This is a genomic window from Hamadaea sp. NPDC050747 (assembly GCF_040654195.1).
Classification (GTDB): Bacteria; Actinomycetota; Actinomycetes; order Mycobacteriales; family Micromonosporaceae; genus Hamadaea.
On the sequence record NZ_JBFAHM010000002.1, the window covers coordinates 299,026 to 315,780 of the forward strand.

Annotated in this window: 10 protein-coding genes; 7 read left to right on the forward strand and 3 right to left on the reverse strand. The window is 68.2% G+C overall.

The features are described from left to right. Positions 1-8: 8 nt before the first annotated feature. Both AB0H43_RS04760 and AB0H43_RS04765 read right to left on the reverse strand, forming a co-directional pair. Positions 9-1,451, reverse strand: coding sequence for a non-reducing end alpha-L-arabinofuranosidase family hydrolase (locus tag AB0H43_RS04760; protein WP_359996526.1), 1,443 nt, complete (start codon positions 1,449-1,451; stop codon positions 9-11). Positions 1,452-1,468: 17 nt separating this feature from the next. Then, on the reverse strand, positions 1,469-2,938 hold the full coding sequence (locus AB0H43_RS04765; RefSeq protein ID WP_359996529.1) for an endo-1,4-beta-xylanase: 1,470 nt from the start codon (positions 2,936-2,938) through the stop codon (positions 1,469-1,471). 295 nt (positions 2,939-3,233) lie between these two features. Between AB0H43_RS04765 and AB0H43_RS04770 the strand changes: the two genes are divergently transcribed. After that, positions 3,234-4,355 carry a hypothetical protein gene (locus AB0H43_RS04770; RefSeq protein WP_359996532.1) on the forward strand — a complete coding sequence of 374 codons (1,122 nt, stop codon included), beginning with the start codon at positions 3,234-3,236 and terminating at the stop codon, positions 4,353-4,355. Here AB0H43_RS04770 and AB0H43_RS04775 read toward each other — a convergent pair whose 3' ends face one another. Then, positions 4,356-5,375 carry a LacI family DNA-binding transcriptional regulator gene (locus AB0H43_RS04775; protein ID WP_359996535.1) on the reverse strand — a complete coding sequence of 340 codons (1,020 nt, stop codon included), beginning with the start codon at positions 5,373-5,375 and terminating at the stop codon, positions 4,356-4,358. A gap of 176 nt (positions 5,376-5,551) precedes the next feature. On the opposite strand from AB0H43_RS04775, the gene AB0H43_RS04780 reads away from it, so the two are divergent. From AB0H43_RS04780 to AB0H43_RS04805, 6 genes are all read left to right on the forward strand, one after another. Then, on the forward strand, positions 5,552-7,495 hold the full coding sequence (locus AB0H43_RS04780) for a beta-L-arabinofuranosidase domain-containing protein (protein ID WP_359996538.1): 1,944 nt from the start codon (positions 5,552-5,554) through the stop codon (positions 7,493-7,495). A 48-nt stretch (positions 7,496-7,543) separates the two neighbouring features. Then, complete coding sequence (locus tag AB0H43_RS04785; RefSeq protein ID WP_359996540.1) at positions 7,544-8,824, forward strand: sugar ABC transporter substrate-binding protein; 1,281 nt, start codon at positions 7,544-7,546, stop codon at positions 8,822-8,824. Between the two features lie 68 nt (positions 8,825-8,892). After that, a complete protein-coding gene (locus AB0H43_RS04790; protein WP_359996543.1) occupies positions 8,893-9,834 on the forward strand; it encodes a sugar ABC transporter permease in 942 nt (313 codons plus the stop codon). 94 nt (positions 9,835-9,928) lie between these two features. Then, positions 9,929-10,699, forward strand: coding sequence for a carbohydrate ABC transporter permease (locus tag AB0H43_RS04795; RefSeq protein WP_359996546.1), 771 nt, complete (start codon positions 9,929-9,931; stop codon positions 10,697-10,699). Between the two features lie 74 nt (positions 10,700-10,773). Next, positions 10,774-13,254 (forward strand): beta-L-arabinofuranosidase domain-containing protein, encoded by a 2,481-nt coding sequence (locus tag AB0H43_RS04800; protein ID WP_359996549.1) that lies wholly within the window; start codon positions 10,774-10,776, stop codon positions 13,252-13,254. A 104-nt stretch (positions 13,255-13,358) separates the two neighbouring features. After that, positions 13,359-16,661, forward strand: coding sequence for a discoidin domain-containing protein (locus tag AB0H43_RS04805; RefSeq protein ID WP_359996552.1), 3,303 nt, complete (start codon positions 13,359-13,361; stop codon positions 16,659-16,661). Positions 16,662-16,755 lie beyond the last annotated feature (94 nt).

The window sequence follows — 16,755 nt, forward strand, 5'->3', positions numbered from 1 at the left end:
GGCCCCTCCTACCGCTGAAGTGTCAGGACGCCCGGCCGATACGGGAGCAGCCCGTAGTCACCACCGGAACTGGGCGACCGTCCCTGGTAGAGCAGCTGGAGGTTGCAGGGATCGATCGTCATCGTCTGATCGGCGGTGCTGCGGACGAGGTCGCCGTGGCTGATGTCGTTGGTCCAGGTCGCCCCGCTGTTCGCCTTGCCCGCGAAGGGATTGGCCTCGGTGGCGGCTTGCGGCGTCCAGGATCCGCCCAGGCTGGTGGCTGTGAACGAACGGAAGTATCGGCCGTTGTTCCCCATCGCCTCGACGATCATGAGGTACTGGTTCTGCCCCTTGACCTTGTAGACCTGCGGCGCTTCGAAGAGGTTGGCCGTCGTGTCGCTCATGATGGTCGTGTAGGAGCTGCCGAAGCTGCCCGGGAAGTTGCCGATCGGCATGCTGGCTCGATAGATCTTGCCGTTGTCGCCGGCGAAGAACAGGTACATCGTGGTGTCGTCGGCGATGAGCGTCTGGTCGATCGGCCCGGTGCCCGAACCGGTGATGCTCCCGGAGAAGAGCGGCTGCGCCGCCGACCAGCCGTTGGCGTTGGTGGGATCGCTCGACGTCCGGTAGGAGAAGGCCGTCGCGCCCCACTGGTACGCGAGCACCCAGATGTTCTTCGGGGCGAAGTAGAACAGCGTCGGCGCGACGGTGCCCGAGGACATCCCGTTCTGGCTGGCGGTGGCCATGTCCGACCAGCTGGTGAAGAGGCCGAAGTTCATCGATCCCCAGCTGCTTCCGGTGTCGTGCGTGGTCGCGTACACCAAATGCCTGCCGTTGTAGGGCACCGTCGTGAAGTCCTTGAGCGAGACCCAGCCCGACTTCGGGTTCGCGAGCGACCCCGTCGAGGTCCAGCGGTAGGTCGACGGAAGCGAGCAGGTCGGCGGCGGTGTGCTCGTCGGCGTCGAGCTCGGACTCGAGCTGGGAGTGGAGCTCGGCGTGGACGTCGGGGTGGAGGTCGGCGTACCGGACGCCGAGCTCGGCGACGGGTTCGTGCCGCCGGTGCAGGTGACGCCGTTGAGCGCGAACGACGCCGGCACCGGGTTGCTGGAGTTGTTCCAGCTCCCGTTGAATCCGAAGCTCGCCGTGCCGTTGGTCGGGATGGCGCCGTTCCACTCGGCGTTGGTCACGGTGACCTGCGAACCCGACTGGGTGTAGGAGCCGCTCCACAGCTGGGTCACCGTCTGCCCGGCGGTGAACGACCAGGTGAGCCGCCAGCCGTTCACAGCGTCGCCGAGGTTGGTGATCGTCACGTTCGCGCCGAAGCCGCTCGGCCACTGGTTGGTGATCGCGTACGCGACCTGGCAGCCGGCCGCCGCTGATGCGGAGGTCGCGACGGCCACTCCCCCCGCGGCCACGGTGACGGCCGCGGCGGTGGCGATGATCAGGCGATGAGGAAGTCTGAGCTGAGTCATGTCAGTCCTTCGTGGGATCAAGCCGCGGAGCAGCTGAGGGACGGCACGGAATTGGTCGCGTTCCAACTACCGAGGAAGCCGAACTGGGTGTTCGCACCGGCCGCCAGCGAGCCGTTGTAGCTCACGTTCCGGGCGGTCACGGCCGCGCCGCCGCCGGTGATCGTGGCGCTCCAGTACTGGGTGACCGTCTGGCCGTCGGCGAACTGCCAGGTCACGGTCCACGAGGTGATCGCCGACGATCCGGCGGTCACGGTCACGGCCGCCTGGAAGCCGCCCTGCCATTGGTTGGTGATGGCGTACGCCGCCGAACAGGACTTCCCCGGTGCCGGCATCGAAGCACTCGGGCTGGCAGTGGGACTCGAACTCGGGCTGGCGCTCGGGCTGGAACTCGGACTGCGGCTCGCCGACGCCGAAGCGGAGGGGCTGGTGGGCGTACCGCTGCCCAGCGCGGTGAGGACCGCGTCGTATGCCGCCTTCTTGTTGCCGTTGTTGTCGAACAGCAGCGGGTTCTGCCCGGTACGCCAGGAGTCGCTGTCCCGGATGCCCCACACGGTGATGCCCGTGCAGCGGGACACATTCATGCAGGCCTTGACCGTGTCGGCGTAGGCGGTGGCGGACGCTCCGGCGATGTCCAACTCGGTGAGCTGCACATCCACCCCGAGCGCGGCGAAGTTCGACAGCGTGGTCTGGAAGCTCGACGGCGGCCCGCCGGTGCCGAAGTGGCTCTGGAAGCCGACGCAGTCGATCGGTACGCCGCGCGACTTGAAGTCGCGCACCATCGAGTAGACGCCTTGGGTCTTGGCGTCGGACCAGTTCTCGATGTTGTAGTCGTTGTAGCAGAGCTTGGCGGCCGGGTCGGCCGCCCGGGCGGTGCGGAACGCCTCTTCGATGAACCCGTTGCCGAGGACGTTCTGGAACACCGAGCTGCGGTGCTGGGTCGATCCGTCGGCGAACGCCTCGTTCACGACGTCCCAGGCGTAGATCTTCCCCTTGAAGTGGGTCATCAGCGTCGTGATGTGGTTGTTCATCACGCTGCGCAGGGTCGTGGCGTCGGTGATCGAACTGACCCAGGACGGCAGCTGCTGGTGCCACACCGTGGTGTGGCCGCGCATGCGCTGGCCATGCGCCTGGGCGTGACTGACGATCTGGTCGGCGGAGGAGAAGGTGAAGGTGCCTCGGGACGGCTCGGTGGCGTCCCATTTCATCTCGTTCTCGGGCGTGATCATGGTGAACTCACGGTCGAGAATGGTGGCGTACGTGGTGTCGCTGAGTTTGTACGCCGCGACGGCGGTGCCGAAGTAGCGGCCGGACAGCGCCGCTTGTGCGCCGAGGGTGCTGGCCGCCTGGGCCAGACCGGGACCAAGAACGGCAGCGGCGAGGACGGCCAGCCCGGCGGCGGCGCCGGAGATCGCGATCAGCCGGGCTTTCCGGGAAGCGCGGGAAGCGTGGGATTTCCCGAAAGAAATGCGGGCAGCATGGAGTCCCATGGGTGCTCCTTGAGGATTCGGGCGGCGATCTGGGCGGATCGGGCGCCCGGGACCGGTCATAGTGGATCGATCCCGCCGTGGATGTTCGTGCGGAGGGGGCGGCGCTGCGGGGCGCTTCGTGGGCGACCCACGGCCATGGATGTTAACGTTCACATTGACCGTATCGACGACATTGCCACATGCTTTCGACAACTTCAAGTGCTGTCGACAGATCGGTATCGATACCGATATCCCGGCTACCCGGGCGTGCGAACCGACTAGACGTGAAGCCACTCGGCATGGCATCTCTTAACGCGTGGCATCCGGCGTACTGCAACGGCTCCGCGCTGACGGCGCACCACTGACTCGCGACGTGGTCCTCAACGCGTCGGGCACCCTCGCCATGCTCGTCGGCGGCTGGCTGATCGCCGCCGACCGCGGGCTCGCGCAGGTTCCCCGCGCCACCGGGTTCGCCGCGATCGCGGTGACGGTCGTGGTGGCCGGCGCCGTCGGGGCGGCCGTGCTGCTCACCTGGTGGGAAGACAGCCCACTGCTGCACAAGCTTCGAGACCTCGGGGTCAACGTCGTCGCGAATCTGTTCGCCGCCGCCTTGGTGTGGCTGCTCCTGCTCATCACTGGACGGGTTGGGCCGGGCCCGGAGGCGGTGATCGCGGCCGCCCTCGTCCTGGCGCTGCCCCTGCTGGTATGGTTCAAATTCGCCCGCGACGTCGGGGTCAACCTGCTGAGCACCGTGGTCGTGCTCGGTGGCGCCTGGCTGATCGCGGTAGCGGACGGCTCGGTGGCGAGCAGCCTGCCGATCACCCTCGCCGCAGTCGCCGGAGTGCTGCTTCCGGCGGCGGCGCTGACCGTTCTCGTGACGGTCGACCTGCGGGCGTCGCGGCGGCACGCGAATCGCACCGCGCTGCTCGCCCGGACCGTCTCGATCGAACTCGCGGCGAATCTGCTGGCGGCGGCCATGGTCGCACTCGCGCTGGCCGCCTTCGGCCTCCTGCGGATCGACGTCGCGATGGCCTTCCTGGCCATGCAGTTCGTGATGTGGCCGGTCATCATCCTTCTGCTGGACGCAGTCGACGAGTTCGACTTGCCACCCCTCAACTGGCTTCTCTACCTGCTGCTCATCGCCGTCTTCGGCGGGTTTCCGCTAGCCGTCTGGCAGCTGTTGGGCCGGCCGGACCTGCGGTGCTTGGCCGCGCTCGCGGTCGCCGCGTACGTGCAGCTGTTCCGGGTCACCGGGCGACGGCAGAAGGAGTACGGCGAAAAGGACCCGGTGTATCAGCGGCTCAACATCACCTTGGCGCTCGCTCTCAATCCGGTGTGGACGACCGCCGACTTCGCCATGGCCACGATCATCACCTCACCCGACACGCCCGGATGGCTGAAAGACGTTCTTCAGGTCATCTGGTACTCGATCGGCTGATCAGGCGGCGGGGCCGGTGGACTCGCGTACGACGAGGCGGCAGGGCTGCCGGAGCACACCGGTGGTCGGCTTGCCGTCGAGCGCCGCGAACAGGTGCCGGACGGCGGTCGCGCCGAGCTGCTCCAGGTTCAGGTCCACTGTGGTCAACGGGGGCCGGCAGTCGGCCGCCAGCACCTCCCAGTTGTCGTAGCCGACCACGGCGACGTCGTCGGGGACTCGACGGCCCATCTCCTGCAGCACTTGCAGAGCGCCCACGGCGATCTGGTCGTTACCGCAGAACAGCGCGTCGGTCTCCGGGTGCGCGGTCAGCAGTTGCCGAGTGGCGTGCCGGCCCCAGCGCTGCGACCACTCGCCGTAGAGCGGCTCGCCGCCCACCAGACTCAGCCCGTGCTCGGCGAGGACGGCCCGGGCGCCGGTGACCCGGTCGCGGGCCGCACGGTAGGTCTGCGGCCCGGTGATGTGCCCGATGCGGCGGCGGCGTTGCGCGATCAGATGCTCGACGACCAGGCGAGCGCCGCCTTCGTCGTCGGCCAGCAGCGACAGGTCGTCCGGATCGGTCGACTGGCCGTAGACGTAGACGACCGGGACCGGGATCTCCCCGCCCAGCGTCGGGGTGACGTCGTTGCTGTCGCCGACCACGATGAACCCGTCGACCTGACGTGCGACCAGCGTACGGATGTAGTGCCGGCGGCGGATGGCGTCGCCGCGGGCGTCGCACAGCAGCACCGACATCTGCTCGTTGCCGAGCGCGTTCTCCGCGCCGAGCAGGATCGGGATGGAGAACCGGCCGGCCAGCTCGTCGGTGAGCAGCCCGATGGTCCGCGTACGCCCGGAGATCAGTCCGCGAGCCAGCACGTTCGGCTGGAACGCCAACTGCTCGGCCGCCTGCAGTACGCGCTGCCGCGTGTCCGGGGCGACCTCACCCTTGGCATTGAGTGCCTTCGACGCGGTGGCGACCGAGACCCCGGCCAGCTGCGCCACGTCGGTGAGGGTCACCTGCTGCGACCGCCGTCTGCCCATCGAAAGCCTTTCGAATCGATTTCGAAGCTGTCCACAGCGTAATGACGTTGTCAATCCTGGTGATCCGTCGATGTGCCGTTATCAGTTTGTAACGCGGAGGACGTCTTGCCGAAAAGGTTTTCGGCGCGCATCGTGTCCTACACACACGACAGGGACCACGGTCGAAGGAGGCCACGATGACGGTGACGGCGCGCCCCGCCGACCTCACAGGAGGGCGGCCCGTCGTGCCGTCGCGCGGCGCCCTGCGCCCGCTCGGCCTCGCCGAGGTGCGGATCACCGGCGGATTCTGGGGCCGGCGGCAGCACCTGATCGGCAGCGCGACGCTCGATCACGGTCGGGTGTGGATGGACAAGCTGGGCTGGACGGGGTCGTTCCTGCGTGACGGGAACGCCAACGCCGACCGCCGGGGGCGCGAGTTCACCGACTCCGAGGTCTACAAGCTCGTCGAAGCCATGTCGTGGGAGAACGGGCGTCTGCCGACTCCCGGCCGCGACCGCGAGATCACCGAGCTGACCGCGTTGTTCGCCGGAGCGCAGGCGGCCGACGGCTACCTGCACACCGCGTTCGGCGGTCCCGGGCAGCGTCCCCGATACAGCGACCTGGCCTGGGGCCACGAGCTGTACTGCACCGGGCACCTGCTGCAGGCGGCCGTCGCGCGGACGCGAACCAGTGGCGGCGACGACTTGCTCGCGGTCGCTCAGCGGGCCGCCGACCACGTCTGCGACACCTTCGGCCCCGACGGTCCGGCCGTCGTGTGTGGACACCCGGAGATCGAGCCGGCGCTGGCCGAACTCGCCCGGGTCACCGGCGAACAGCGCTACCTCGACCAGGCCGCGTTGTTCCTGCGCCGTCGCGGCAACCGAAGCCTGCCGCCGCACCAGTTCGGCTGGTCGTACTTCAGCGACGACCAGCCGATCCGCCAGGCGCACACCTTCCGCGGCCACGCCGTCCGCGCTCTCTACCTCGCCATGGGCGCGGTCGACGTGGCGGTCGAGACGGGCGACGACGAACTGCTGGGCGCGATCATCGAGCAGTTCGACCACACGCTCGCACGGCGTACCTACCTCACGGGCGGCATGGGCTCCCGGCACGAGGACGAGGCCTTCGGCGAGGACTTCGTGCTCCCGGCCGACCGTGCCTACTCCGAGACCTGCGCCGGCATCGCGGCGATCATGCTCGCCTGGCGGCTGCTGCTGGCCACCGGGCGGCCCCGCTACGCCGACGTCATCGAGCGCGTCCTCTACAACGTGGTCGCGACCTCGCTCGGCGACGACGGCCGATCCTTCTTCTACGCCAACACGCTGCATCAGCGTACGCCGACCGCGGTCGTGCCGGAGGATCAGGAACAGCTCGGCTTCGGCGGCGGTCCCCGCGCGCCCTGGTTCGAGGTGTCCTGCTGCCTCGGCAACACCGCCCGGCTGCTGGCCAGCCTGTCGGCGTACTTCGCCGCGGTGGCCGGCGACGAGGTCCACGTCTTCCAGTACGCCGACGCCGAAGTGCGTACGCGGCTGGCCGATGGGCGGCCGGTGGGCTTGTCGATGACGACGGCGTACCCGGACAGCGGGGGCGTCCGGATCCGCGTCACCGAGACGTCCGGCGGCGAGTGGGGCGTGGCACTGCGGCTGCCGGACTGGGCCGGTGACGGGGCGACCGTCACGGTCAACGGGCAGCCGCAGCCCGTCTCGGGCGACCGCGTCGTGGTGCGCCGCGCCTTCCGGGCCGGCGACGAGATCGTGCTGTGGCTGCCGATGCATCCCCGGTTCACGCATCCCGACCCGCGCATCGACGCCGTGCGTGACTGCGTCGCCGTCGAACGCGGCCCGATCGTGTTGTGCGCCGAGTCCCCCGACGGCGCCATCGACCTGGACCGCGTCCGGGTCGACCCGGAAGTCCCCCCGGCGGACTACGCCGCTTCCGCCACACCGGCGGAGAACGAGAAGAACCCCGAGAGCACGGTCTCCGTCTCCGCCGTGCTCGAACAGACCGCCTCCACCGCGTGGCCGTACGCCGACGCGGCGGCGGGCGGTGCCCGGACCCCGACGTCCCTGCGACTGATCCCGTACCACCGCTGGGGCCGCCAGGGTCCGGCCACGATGCGGATCTGGCTGCCCAAGACCTGACCGACCCGGCCGCCCGAGCCGCCGAACCTCCCAGACTAAGGAGAGATCGTGAGATCGTTGAGAACCCCGGCCGCAGTGGCGGTCGCGGTCCTGCTGACCGCCGTCCTCGGGGCGTGCGGTGAGGATGAGGCGCCCGGCGGTAACTCCACCGCCGGCGTCGACGACGGCGCGCAGCTGACCCTGTGGACGCGGGCCGCCACCGAATCGGTGTCCAAGGCGTACGCCGAGGCCTACAACGCCAGTCACAAGAACAAGGTGACCGTGACGGCGTACCCGAACGAGGAGTATCCGGCGAAGCTGGCCTCGGCGGCCGGGGCGAAGGCCCTGCCCGACCTGTTCGCCACCGACGTCGTCTTCGCGCCCCAGTACGCCTCGCAGGGACTGTGGGCCGACATCACCGACCGGTTCGCCGCCAGCGGCCTGAAGGACAAGGTCTCCCCCGGCCACGTCCGCGCCGGCACCTGGGACGGCAAGACGTACGCGGTGCCGCACACCGTGGACATGTCGGTGATGCTCTACAACAAGGATCTGTACGCCAAGGCCGGGCTGGACCCGGAGAAGCCGCCGACGACTCTCAAGGAGTTCGCCGAGCAGGCGCGCAAGATCGACAAGCTGGGCGGGGACGTCAACGGCACCTACTTCGGCGGTAACTGCGGCGGGTGTGTCGAGTTCACCTTCTGGCCGTCGGTCTGGGCGTCCGGCGGCAACGTGCTCGACGACAAGGGCACCGCCGCGAAGATCGACTCGAAGGAGATGGCGGACGTCTTCGCCCTCTACCGTTCGCTCTACGACGAGGGCGTGGCCGCTCCGGCGTCGAAGGACGAGGCCGGTCCGACCTGGCTCGGCGCCCTGCAGAGCGGGAAGATCGGTATCGCACCCGGACCGTCGGTGTGGCTCGGCATGATCGAGGAGAAGGGCGTCAAGATGGGCGTCGCCCCGATCACCGGCCTCGACGGCGGCGAGTCCACCTTCATCGGCGGCGACTCGATCGGCATCGGCGCGACCAGCACCAAGCAGGCGCAGGCCTGGGACTTCCTGAACTGGACGATGTCGGACGACGCACAGGTCGAGGTCATCGCCAAGAACAAGGGTGTGCCGATCCGCACCGACCTCGCGTCCAACAAGTACTCCTCGGCCGACCCGCGCATCGTGACGATCAACAGCCTCGTCGCGAAGGGCAAGACGCCGTACGCGAAGAACTTCAACGCCTCGTTCAACGACCCGCAGAGCCCTTGGCTGCAAACGGTACGCGGGGCGCTGTTCGGCGACGCCGCCAAGTCGCTCGCCGACGGCAACGCCGCTATCACCAAGTCCCTCCAGCAAGGCTGACCATCCGCCGGCCCGGCCGTCCCACCTGACGGCCGGGCCCCCGAACCGAGTCCGGAGAACCAATGCCCATGACAATGCAACGCCCGGCGGTGACCGCCGACGCGGCCGCGACGAAGACGCCGCCGCGTCGCGCGAGCCGGGCCCGAAGGCGAAGCCTGGTGGGCGCCGCGTACGCCGCCCCCACGGCGGTCATGGTCGGGCTGTTCTTCGTGACACCGCTGCTGCTGGTCGTGTGGATGTCGCTGCACAAGTGGCCGCTGCTGGGCGCGCCGACCTTCAACGTGCCCGACAACTACGCCGGCATCGGCGACAACCAGCTCGTCGGCTCGGCGGTCTGGTTCACCCTGAAGTACACCGTGATCATGACGGTCCTGCTCTTCTCGCTCGCCCTCGGGCTGGCGCTGCTCGTGCAGAACCGCCGCCGCGGCGTCGGCTTCCTGCGTACGGCGTTCTTCCTGCCGATGGCGGTCGGGTTCGCCAGCGCCTCGTTGCTGTTCCTCGGCCTGCTGTCGGACGAGATCGGCCCGGTCAGCGACGCCTTGCAGGCGATCGGCCTGGTGGACGGCTACGTCTCGTGGACCTCCGGTAGCGGAAACTCCGCCCTGGGCTCGACCGTGGTGCTCGTGCTGTGGCGGTTCGCCGGGTTCAACATGCTGATCATGCTCACCGGACTGCAGGCGATCCCGCTGGAGGTCTACGAGGCCGCGCGAATCGACGGCGCCAGCCGCTGGCAGACCTTCCGGAGCATCACCCTGCCGCTCCTGCGGCCGACGATCGCCCTGGTCCTGACCATGATGATCACCGGCTCGATCCTCGCCTTCGACCAGTTCTGGATCCTCACCCGCGGCGGCCCGGACAACAGCACGACCTCGCTGGTGATGGTGATCTACCGGGAGGCGTTCATCCGGCTCGATCTCGGATCGGCCGCCGCACTGTCGGTCGTCCTGCTCGCCGTCCTCGTCGTCGTCAACGTCGTCCAGCTCGGCGTCCTGCGCCGCCGGTCTCACTAGGGGCATGCCAATGATCAGTCTGGGGCGCTTTGCATCGCAAGCGGACCGCAGGGAGGCGCGGCGAGGCAACCCATGGAGCACAGCAGGTTACGGTGTGACCGGCGGGGCGCTGGCGATCCTCTTCCTGTTCCCGCTCTTGTGGAGCGGCTACGCGTCGGTGCGTACCGGCAGTGGCTTCGGCTTGGAGAACTACGACCGGCTGTTCAGCTCCGACAACGGCATCCGCCTGCACCACGTGGTCAACAGCTTCACGGTCAGCGCGCTGACCGTCGGGGGCACGCTGATCGTCTCCACTCTGGGCGGGTACGCCTTCGGCCGGTTCCGCTTCCCCGGCCGCGACGCGCTGTTCCTGATCACGCTGGCGATCCTGATGGTGCCGTACGCGACGATCCTGATCGCGCTCTACGTGCTCCTCGGCTGGCTGGGTCTGCAGGACAGCCTGATCGGGCTGAGCCTGGTGCTGACCATGTTCCAGCTGCCGTTCTCGCTGTTCATGATGCGCAACTCGTTTGAGGCGGTGCCCCGCGAACTCGAGGAGTCGGCGCAGGTCGACGGCTGCAACAGCTTCTCCACGCTGCTGCGCATCATGCTTCCGGCGGTCCGCCCGGGGCTCATCACCGTCGGCCTGTTCGCCTTCCTCGCCTCGTGGAACGAGTTCTTCGCCCCGCTGATCCTGCTCAACTCGACCGACAAGTTCACCACCACGCTGGCGGTGGTCAACATGCGTACCGCCAGCCACGGCTCCATCGACTACGCGGCGCTGGAGGCGGGGGTGGTCTTCATGGCCGTCCCGTGCCTGCTGCTGTTCGCGTTCATGCAACGCAGCTACGTCCGCGGGTTCGCCTCTGGAGCACTCAAGGGGTAGGCCCGCAGGTATCGCGGCGTTCCGGGTGCGACGCGATACACCCCTCCACTTCGTACCAACGAAAGGTGAGGTACATGCGACACGAACGTGTCACCCGGCGCACCCTGCTGGCCACCGGCGTCGCGGCCGGTGTCGCCGCCACCACCGGTCCCCTGCTCACCGGGGAACCGGGGTATGCGGCCCGGCCCGACACCGGCGTCTCGGTCTATCCCTTCCCTCTGTCGGCGGTCACCCTGCTGACCGGTCCGTTCCTGGCCAACCAGGGGCGTACGCAGGCGTACCTGAAGTTCGTGGACGCCGACCGGCTGCTGCACACCTTCCGGCTCAACTACGGGCTCTCCTCGACCGCCACCGCGTGCGGCGGCTGGGAGTCGCCGACGACCGAGCTGCGCGGGCACTCCACCGGCCATCTGCTGACTGGACTCGCCCAGTCGTACGCGAACACCGGTGACGCGGCGTTCAAGACCAAGGGCGACTACATCGTCGGCGTACTCGCGCAATGCCAGGCGCGGGCCACGACGGTCGGCTTCAACACCGGTTTCCTGTCGGCGTTCCCCGAGAGCTTCATCGATCGCGTCGAGGCCCGGCAGTCGGTGTGGGCGCCGTACTACACGCTGCACAAGATCATGGCCGGGTTGCTGGACATGCACCTGCTGGCCGGCAACGCGCAAGCGCTGACGGTGCTGACCGCGATGGCGGCCTGGGTGAAGTTCCGGATGGACCGGCTCACCCAGACCCAGCGACAGAACATGCTCGACACCGAGTTCGGCGGCATGAACGAGGTGCTGGCCAACCTCTACCAGGTCACCGGCGACGCAAACCACTTGGCGACGGCGCAGTACTTCGATCACGCCGAGATCTTCGACCCGCTGGCGAGCAACACCGACGCGCTGAACGGCTACCACGCCAACACCCAGATCCCGAAGGCGATCGGCGCGATCCGCGAGTACCACGCGACCGGCACCACGCGGTACCGCGACATCGCCGTCAACTTCTGGGACATCGTCGTCGGCCACCACACCTATGTCATCGGCGGCAACTCCGACGGGGAGTACTTCAAGGCCCCGGACCGGATCGCCGGCCAGTTGTCGGACAGCACCTGCGAGGTCTGCAACTCCTACAACATGCTCAAGCTGACCCGGCAGCTGTTCTTCACCAACCCGGCTCGGCTGGACTACCTGGAGTACTACGAGCGGACCCTCTGGAACCAGATGCTCGGCGAGCAGGATCCCGACTCCGCGCACGGGTTCGTCACCTACTACACGCCGCTGCGGGCGGGCGGGATCAAGACCTACAGCAACGACTACAACGACTTCACGTGCGACCACGGCACCGGCATGGAGACGCACACGAAGTTCGCCGACACGATCTACTTCCATGACAACGCGAACACGATCTTCGTCAACCTGTTCGTAGCGTCCACTGTGAACTGGGCCGCGAAGGGCGTGACGATCCGCCAGGACACCAGCTTCCCCGAATCCAACACCACGAGCCTGACCGTCACGGGGAACGCCGCGTTCACGCTGAAGCTGCGCGTACCCTCCTGGGCGACCGGAGCGACGGTGACCTTGAACGGAACCGCGGTCGCGGCCACCCCCGGAACCCAGGTCGCCATCACGCGGACCTGGACCACCGGGGATGTCGTGGCCATGACGATGCCGATGGCCCTGACCCGGTCGGCCGCGCCGGACAGCGCGACCACCCAGGCGGTGAAGATCGGGCCGATCGTGCTCGCGGGCGCCTACGGGACGACCAACCTGTCGGCGCTGCCGACGCTGAACCCGTCGACCATCACCGCGACCTCGACGCCGTTGCAGTACACGGCGACCGCGAGCACCGGCACGGTCACGCTGCTGCCGTTCTACAAGATGCACCACCAGCGGTACACGGTGTACTGGAACATCAGCTCGACGCAGCCGTTGCCCGAGTTCGTGGCCTGGTACAAGTTCGACGAGGCCAGCGGCACGTCGGCCGCCGACGCGACCGGCAACGGCAAGACCGCGACGCTGTCCGGCGGTACCGCCTGGGTCACCGGGCGCAGCGGCAACGCCGTGGACCTCAACGGCTCGACCGGCTACGTCACGCTGCCGTCCGGCATTCTGGCCGGTGCGGCCGCCACGACGATCGCGACCTGGGTCCGCATCGACACGCTGTCGACCTGGTCCCGGCTGTTCGACTTCGGCAGCAGCACGTCGGTCAACATGTTCCTGACGCCGCGCAGCAGCTCCGGCACCGCCCGGTTCGCCATCACGACCAGCGGTTCGGGCGGCGAACAGCGGATCAACGCGCCGGCCGCGCTGCCCACCGGCGCGTGGACACACGTCGCGGTCACCCTCAACGGCGCGGTCGGCATCCTCTACGTCAACGGCGCCGAGGTCGCCCGCAGCACCGGGCTGACCCTGACCCCGGCGAGCCTGGGCAGCACCACCGCCAACCGGATCGGCCGCTCCCAGTACGCCGACCCCTACCTCGACGGCGCGGTCGACGGACTGCGCCTCTACAGCCGTGCCCTGAGCGCGAGCGAGATCGCCGCGCTGTACACGTCGGGCACCTGAGCCCCGGCGGGCGGTGGCGGGATGTACCCGGCATCCCACCGCCGCCCGTCGGTTGTCCCCCCACCCCCGCACCCCCACCACGACGTCATCAGGAGGTGACGCGCATGGGCTCCACCGGCACCACCTTCCGGCGCCGCGTCGCGGCTTTCACGGTAGCGACGCTAGGCGCAGCATTGCTGACCGCGCAGCCGACGCCCGGCTACGCCGCCCAGACCATCGGCCTGCCGACCTTCACCGGACCGGCGATTCCGGCCGCACCGGTCGGCTACACCACCGGCAACATGATGCAGGCGATCTACAACGCGGAGAGCGGCGGCACCGACTTCTGGATGGACCGGCTGCTGTCCCGCAGCGGCGGCAGCGACCCGGCCGACGCCGACGGCGCCATCCTCATGACCCGGGGCCGCGCCCTGTTCATGAAGACGTACAGCCCCGGCACGATGGGCTTCGCCGGGCACGTCGCGTACTGGGAGAGCATCAGCGACAACAACGCGTACACGATCACGGCGAGCCCGGGGACGTTCTCCGAGCAGCCCTCGCAGCGCTGGCAGGCGCCCTCCTACTCGAAGAACGTCTTCACCAGCGGCTCGATCACGATCACCCAGCAGAAGTTCATCACCAACAACAACGTCGCGGTGACGAACCTGTCGATCACCAACTCCGGATCGTCCTCGACCACGCTGACCCTGCGCGCGGTCTCCCCGTACGCCACCAGCGGCAGCGGCAGCGAGCTGACCGGTTCGACCGGGGTGAAGAACAGCCTGACGACGCTGACCACGAGGCTGACCGGCGACGGGTTCACCGTCTCTAGTGGAGGGTTGAACCGCTCGATCACGATCGGCGCCGGGGCCACCGCCACGGCGAAGGTCGTCATGGGGTTCATCGCCACCGAGATCCCGGAGTCGTCCGCCGAGTACAGCGCCTACGCCGGGTACTCGAACGCCACCGCGTTCGCCACCCACGTCCGGGCGTACAACAAGTGGTGGGCGGACAACATCCCCTACTTCGACTCGCCCGAGCCGGCGCTCAAGAAGAACTACTACTACCGCTGGTGGCTCATGCGGTTCAACAACCTCGACGCGGACATCCCCGGGCAGACCTACCAGTTCCCGATCTCCGTCGAGGGTGCACTGGGCTACAACAACGCGATCGTGCTCACCCAGCCGATGCACATCGACGACCTGAAATACCTCCGCACACCCCTGTACGCCTACGGCGACTGGTTGTCGGCCGGGCAGGTCAGCAAGGGCGGCCGGTTCGTCGACAACCCGGGCGACCCGGAGAACTGGTCCAACAGTTACACCCAGTACATCGCCGAGGCGGCCTGGAAGAGCTACCAGATCCACGGCGGCCAGCCGGCGATCGCGGCCAACCTCGCCAAGTACGCCGAAGGCGACGTCAAAGGCCAGCTCGCCTACTACGACACCAACAACAACAAGCTCATCGAGTACGACTGGGGCGCCCTGACGGGCAACGACGCCGACGCGGTCTCCTTCGACTGGCGGTCCGGCAAGATGGACCGGGGCGAGTCGGCGTACCAGTACAGCGGCGCGCTCGCCGCGGCGGCGGCGTACGAGGCGGCGGGCAACACGGCCAAGGCGGCCGAGATGCGCCAGCTGGCCACCGACATCGGCAACGCCATCGTGAACGTGTTGTGGAACCCCAGCCACAACTTGTTCGAGAACCGGATGGTCTCCGACGGGGCGTTCAACCCCTGGAAGGAGATCAACATCTACTATCCGTTCGCGGTCAACGCGATCCCGAACACCACCACCTACAAGCAGGCGCTGCGCCTGTTCGACGACCCGGCGCAGTACCCCATCTTCCCGTTCTACACGGCCAACCAGGCCGACAAGGCGGCCGCCGGGACGGGCAGCAACAACTTCTCCACCATCAACTCGACCGTCCAGTTCCGGCTGATCAGCTCGGTCCTCCGCAACTACCCCAACTCGTGGATCACCGCCGACTGGTACAAGAAGCTCCTGTACTGGAACGCGTACGCCCAATACGTCAACGGGAACACGGCGTACCCGGACGCCAACGAGTTCTGGGCCAACTGGAACGGCTCGTCGATCACCTACCGCTCCTGGATCCACCACAACATCCTCGGCAGCGCCAACTGGACGATGATCGAGGACGTCGCGGGTCTGCGGCCGCGTAACGACGCCAAGGTGGAGCTGTCGCCGATCAACATCGGCTGGAGCCACTTCACCGTCAACAACATCCGCTACCGCAACGCCGACCTGAGCATCGTCTGGGACGACCCGGCCGACGGCGTGGTGCGGTACCCCGGCGTACCCGAGGGCTACTCCATCTTCATCAACGGCTCGCGGGTCGCCACCGTGAACTCGCTGGTCCCGTTCATCTGGGACCCGGCGACCGGCGCGGTCACCACCTCCGGCAGCGTCAGCTACAACACGTCCTACTCGTCGCTCCAGGCGCCCAACCAGGTCGTCCAGAGCGACGCGCGGGTCCTCGACGAGCTGGCCAAGGCCGGCGTCGACACCACCGTCCCGGCCCTGACCAACCTCGCCACCGGCGCGACGGTCAGCGCCTCCTACACCGGCTCCGGCACCAGCACCTCGGCCGCCGTCGACGGCTTCCCCATCAACGAGCCCTACTGGGGCGCGGGCGGCTCGCCGAACAGCCAGGACTGGTACGAGGTCAACTTCGGCACCACGCGAACGCTCAACGAGGTCCGGCTCTATTTCAAAGACAGCCGGCCCGCCTCGTCGACCTATCGCGCTCCGTCGTCCTACGACATCCAGTACTACACCGGGTCCGCCTGGGTCAGCGTCCCCAGCCAGGCCAAGTCGCCGGGCGCGCCCCGCGCCAACTACAACCTGGTGACCTTCCCGGCCATCAGTGCCCAGCGGGTACGCGTACTGGCGACCAACGCGTCCGGCGCCAAGACCGGCCTCACCGAGGTCAAGATCTTCAACCGCGGTGGTACGCAGCCGCCGCCGAATTCCAACCTCGCCTTGTCGGCAGGACCCGTCTGCAGTTACACGTCGTCCTGGGAAAGCTGCGCGGCCGTCAACAACGGCGATGAGCCCACCAGCTCGAACTACGGCGGCACGAACCAGGGCAACCGCTGGGGCACCTGGCCGGAGACCGGTACGCAGTGGGCCGAACTGCAGTGGTCGGCCGCCCAGTCGGTCAGCCGGGCGCAGGTCTACTTCTTCGACGACGACCAGGGCATCGACATGCCGTCTGCGTGGAAGCTGCAGTACTGGAACGGTTCCGCGTACGCCGACGTGCCGGGGGCGAGCGCGTACACGCTCACCAAGAACGCGTACAACACGGTCACCTTCACCGGCGTCTCGACCACCCGGTTGCGGGTCGTGCTGACCGCGACCGGTACGTCTTCGCTCGGGCTGCTGGAGGTGAAGGCCTTCACGTCCTGAGCATCCGCCGCATGCCCCGCGCCTCGCCGAGGCGCGGGGCTTCCCGCGAGTGCGGCCGATCAACTAGGTTGGCGGGAACCAGGACGGGGAGGCG

Excerpts from the sequence above, each read along its gene's own strand:
- AB0H43_RS04780 (WP_359996538.1), top strand. The coding sequence starts at position 5,552 with ATGACGGTGACGGCGCGCCCCGCCGACCTCACAGGAGGGCGGCCCGTC.
- AB0H43_RS04790 (WP_359996543.1), top strand. The coding sequence starts at position 8,893 with ATGACAATGCAACGCCCGGCGGTGACCGCCGACGCGGCCGCGACGAAG.
- AB0H43_RS04775 (WP_359996535.1), bottom strand. The coding sequence starts at position 5,375 with ATGGGCAGACGGCGGTCGCAGCAGGTGACCCTCACCGACGTGGCGCAG.
- AB0H43_RS04800 (WP_359996549.1), top strand. The coding sequence starts at position 10,774 with ATGCGACACGAACGTGTCACCCGGCGCACCCTGCTGGCCACCGGCGTC.
- AB0H43_RS04760 (WP_359996526.1), bottom strand. The coding sequence starts at position 1,451 with ATGACTCAGCTCAGACTTCCTCATCGCCTGATCATCGCCACCGCCGCG.
- AB0H43_RS04765 (WP_359996529.1), bottom strand. The coding sequence starts at position 2,938 with ATGGGACTCCATGCTGCCCGCATTTCTTTCGGGAAATCCCACGCTTCC.
- AB0H43_RS04805 (WP_359996552.1), top strand. The coding sequence starts at position 13,359 with ATGGGCTCCACCGGCACCACCTTCCGGCGCCGCGTCGCGGCTTTCACG.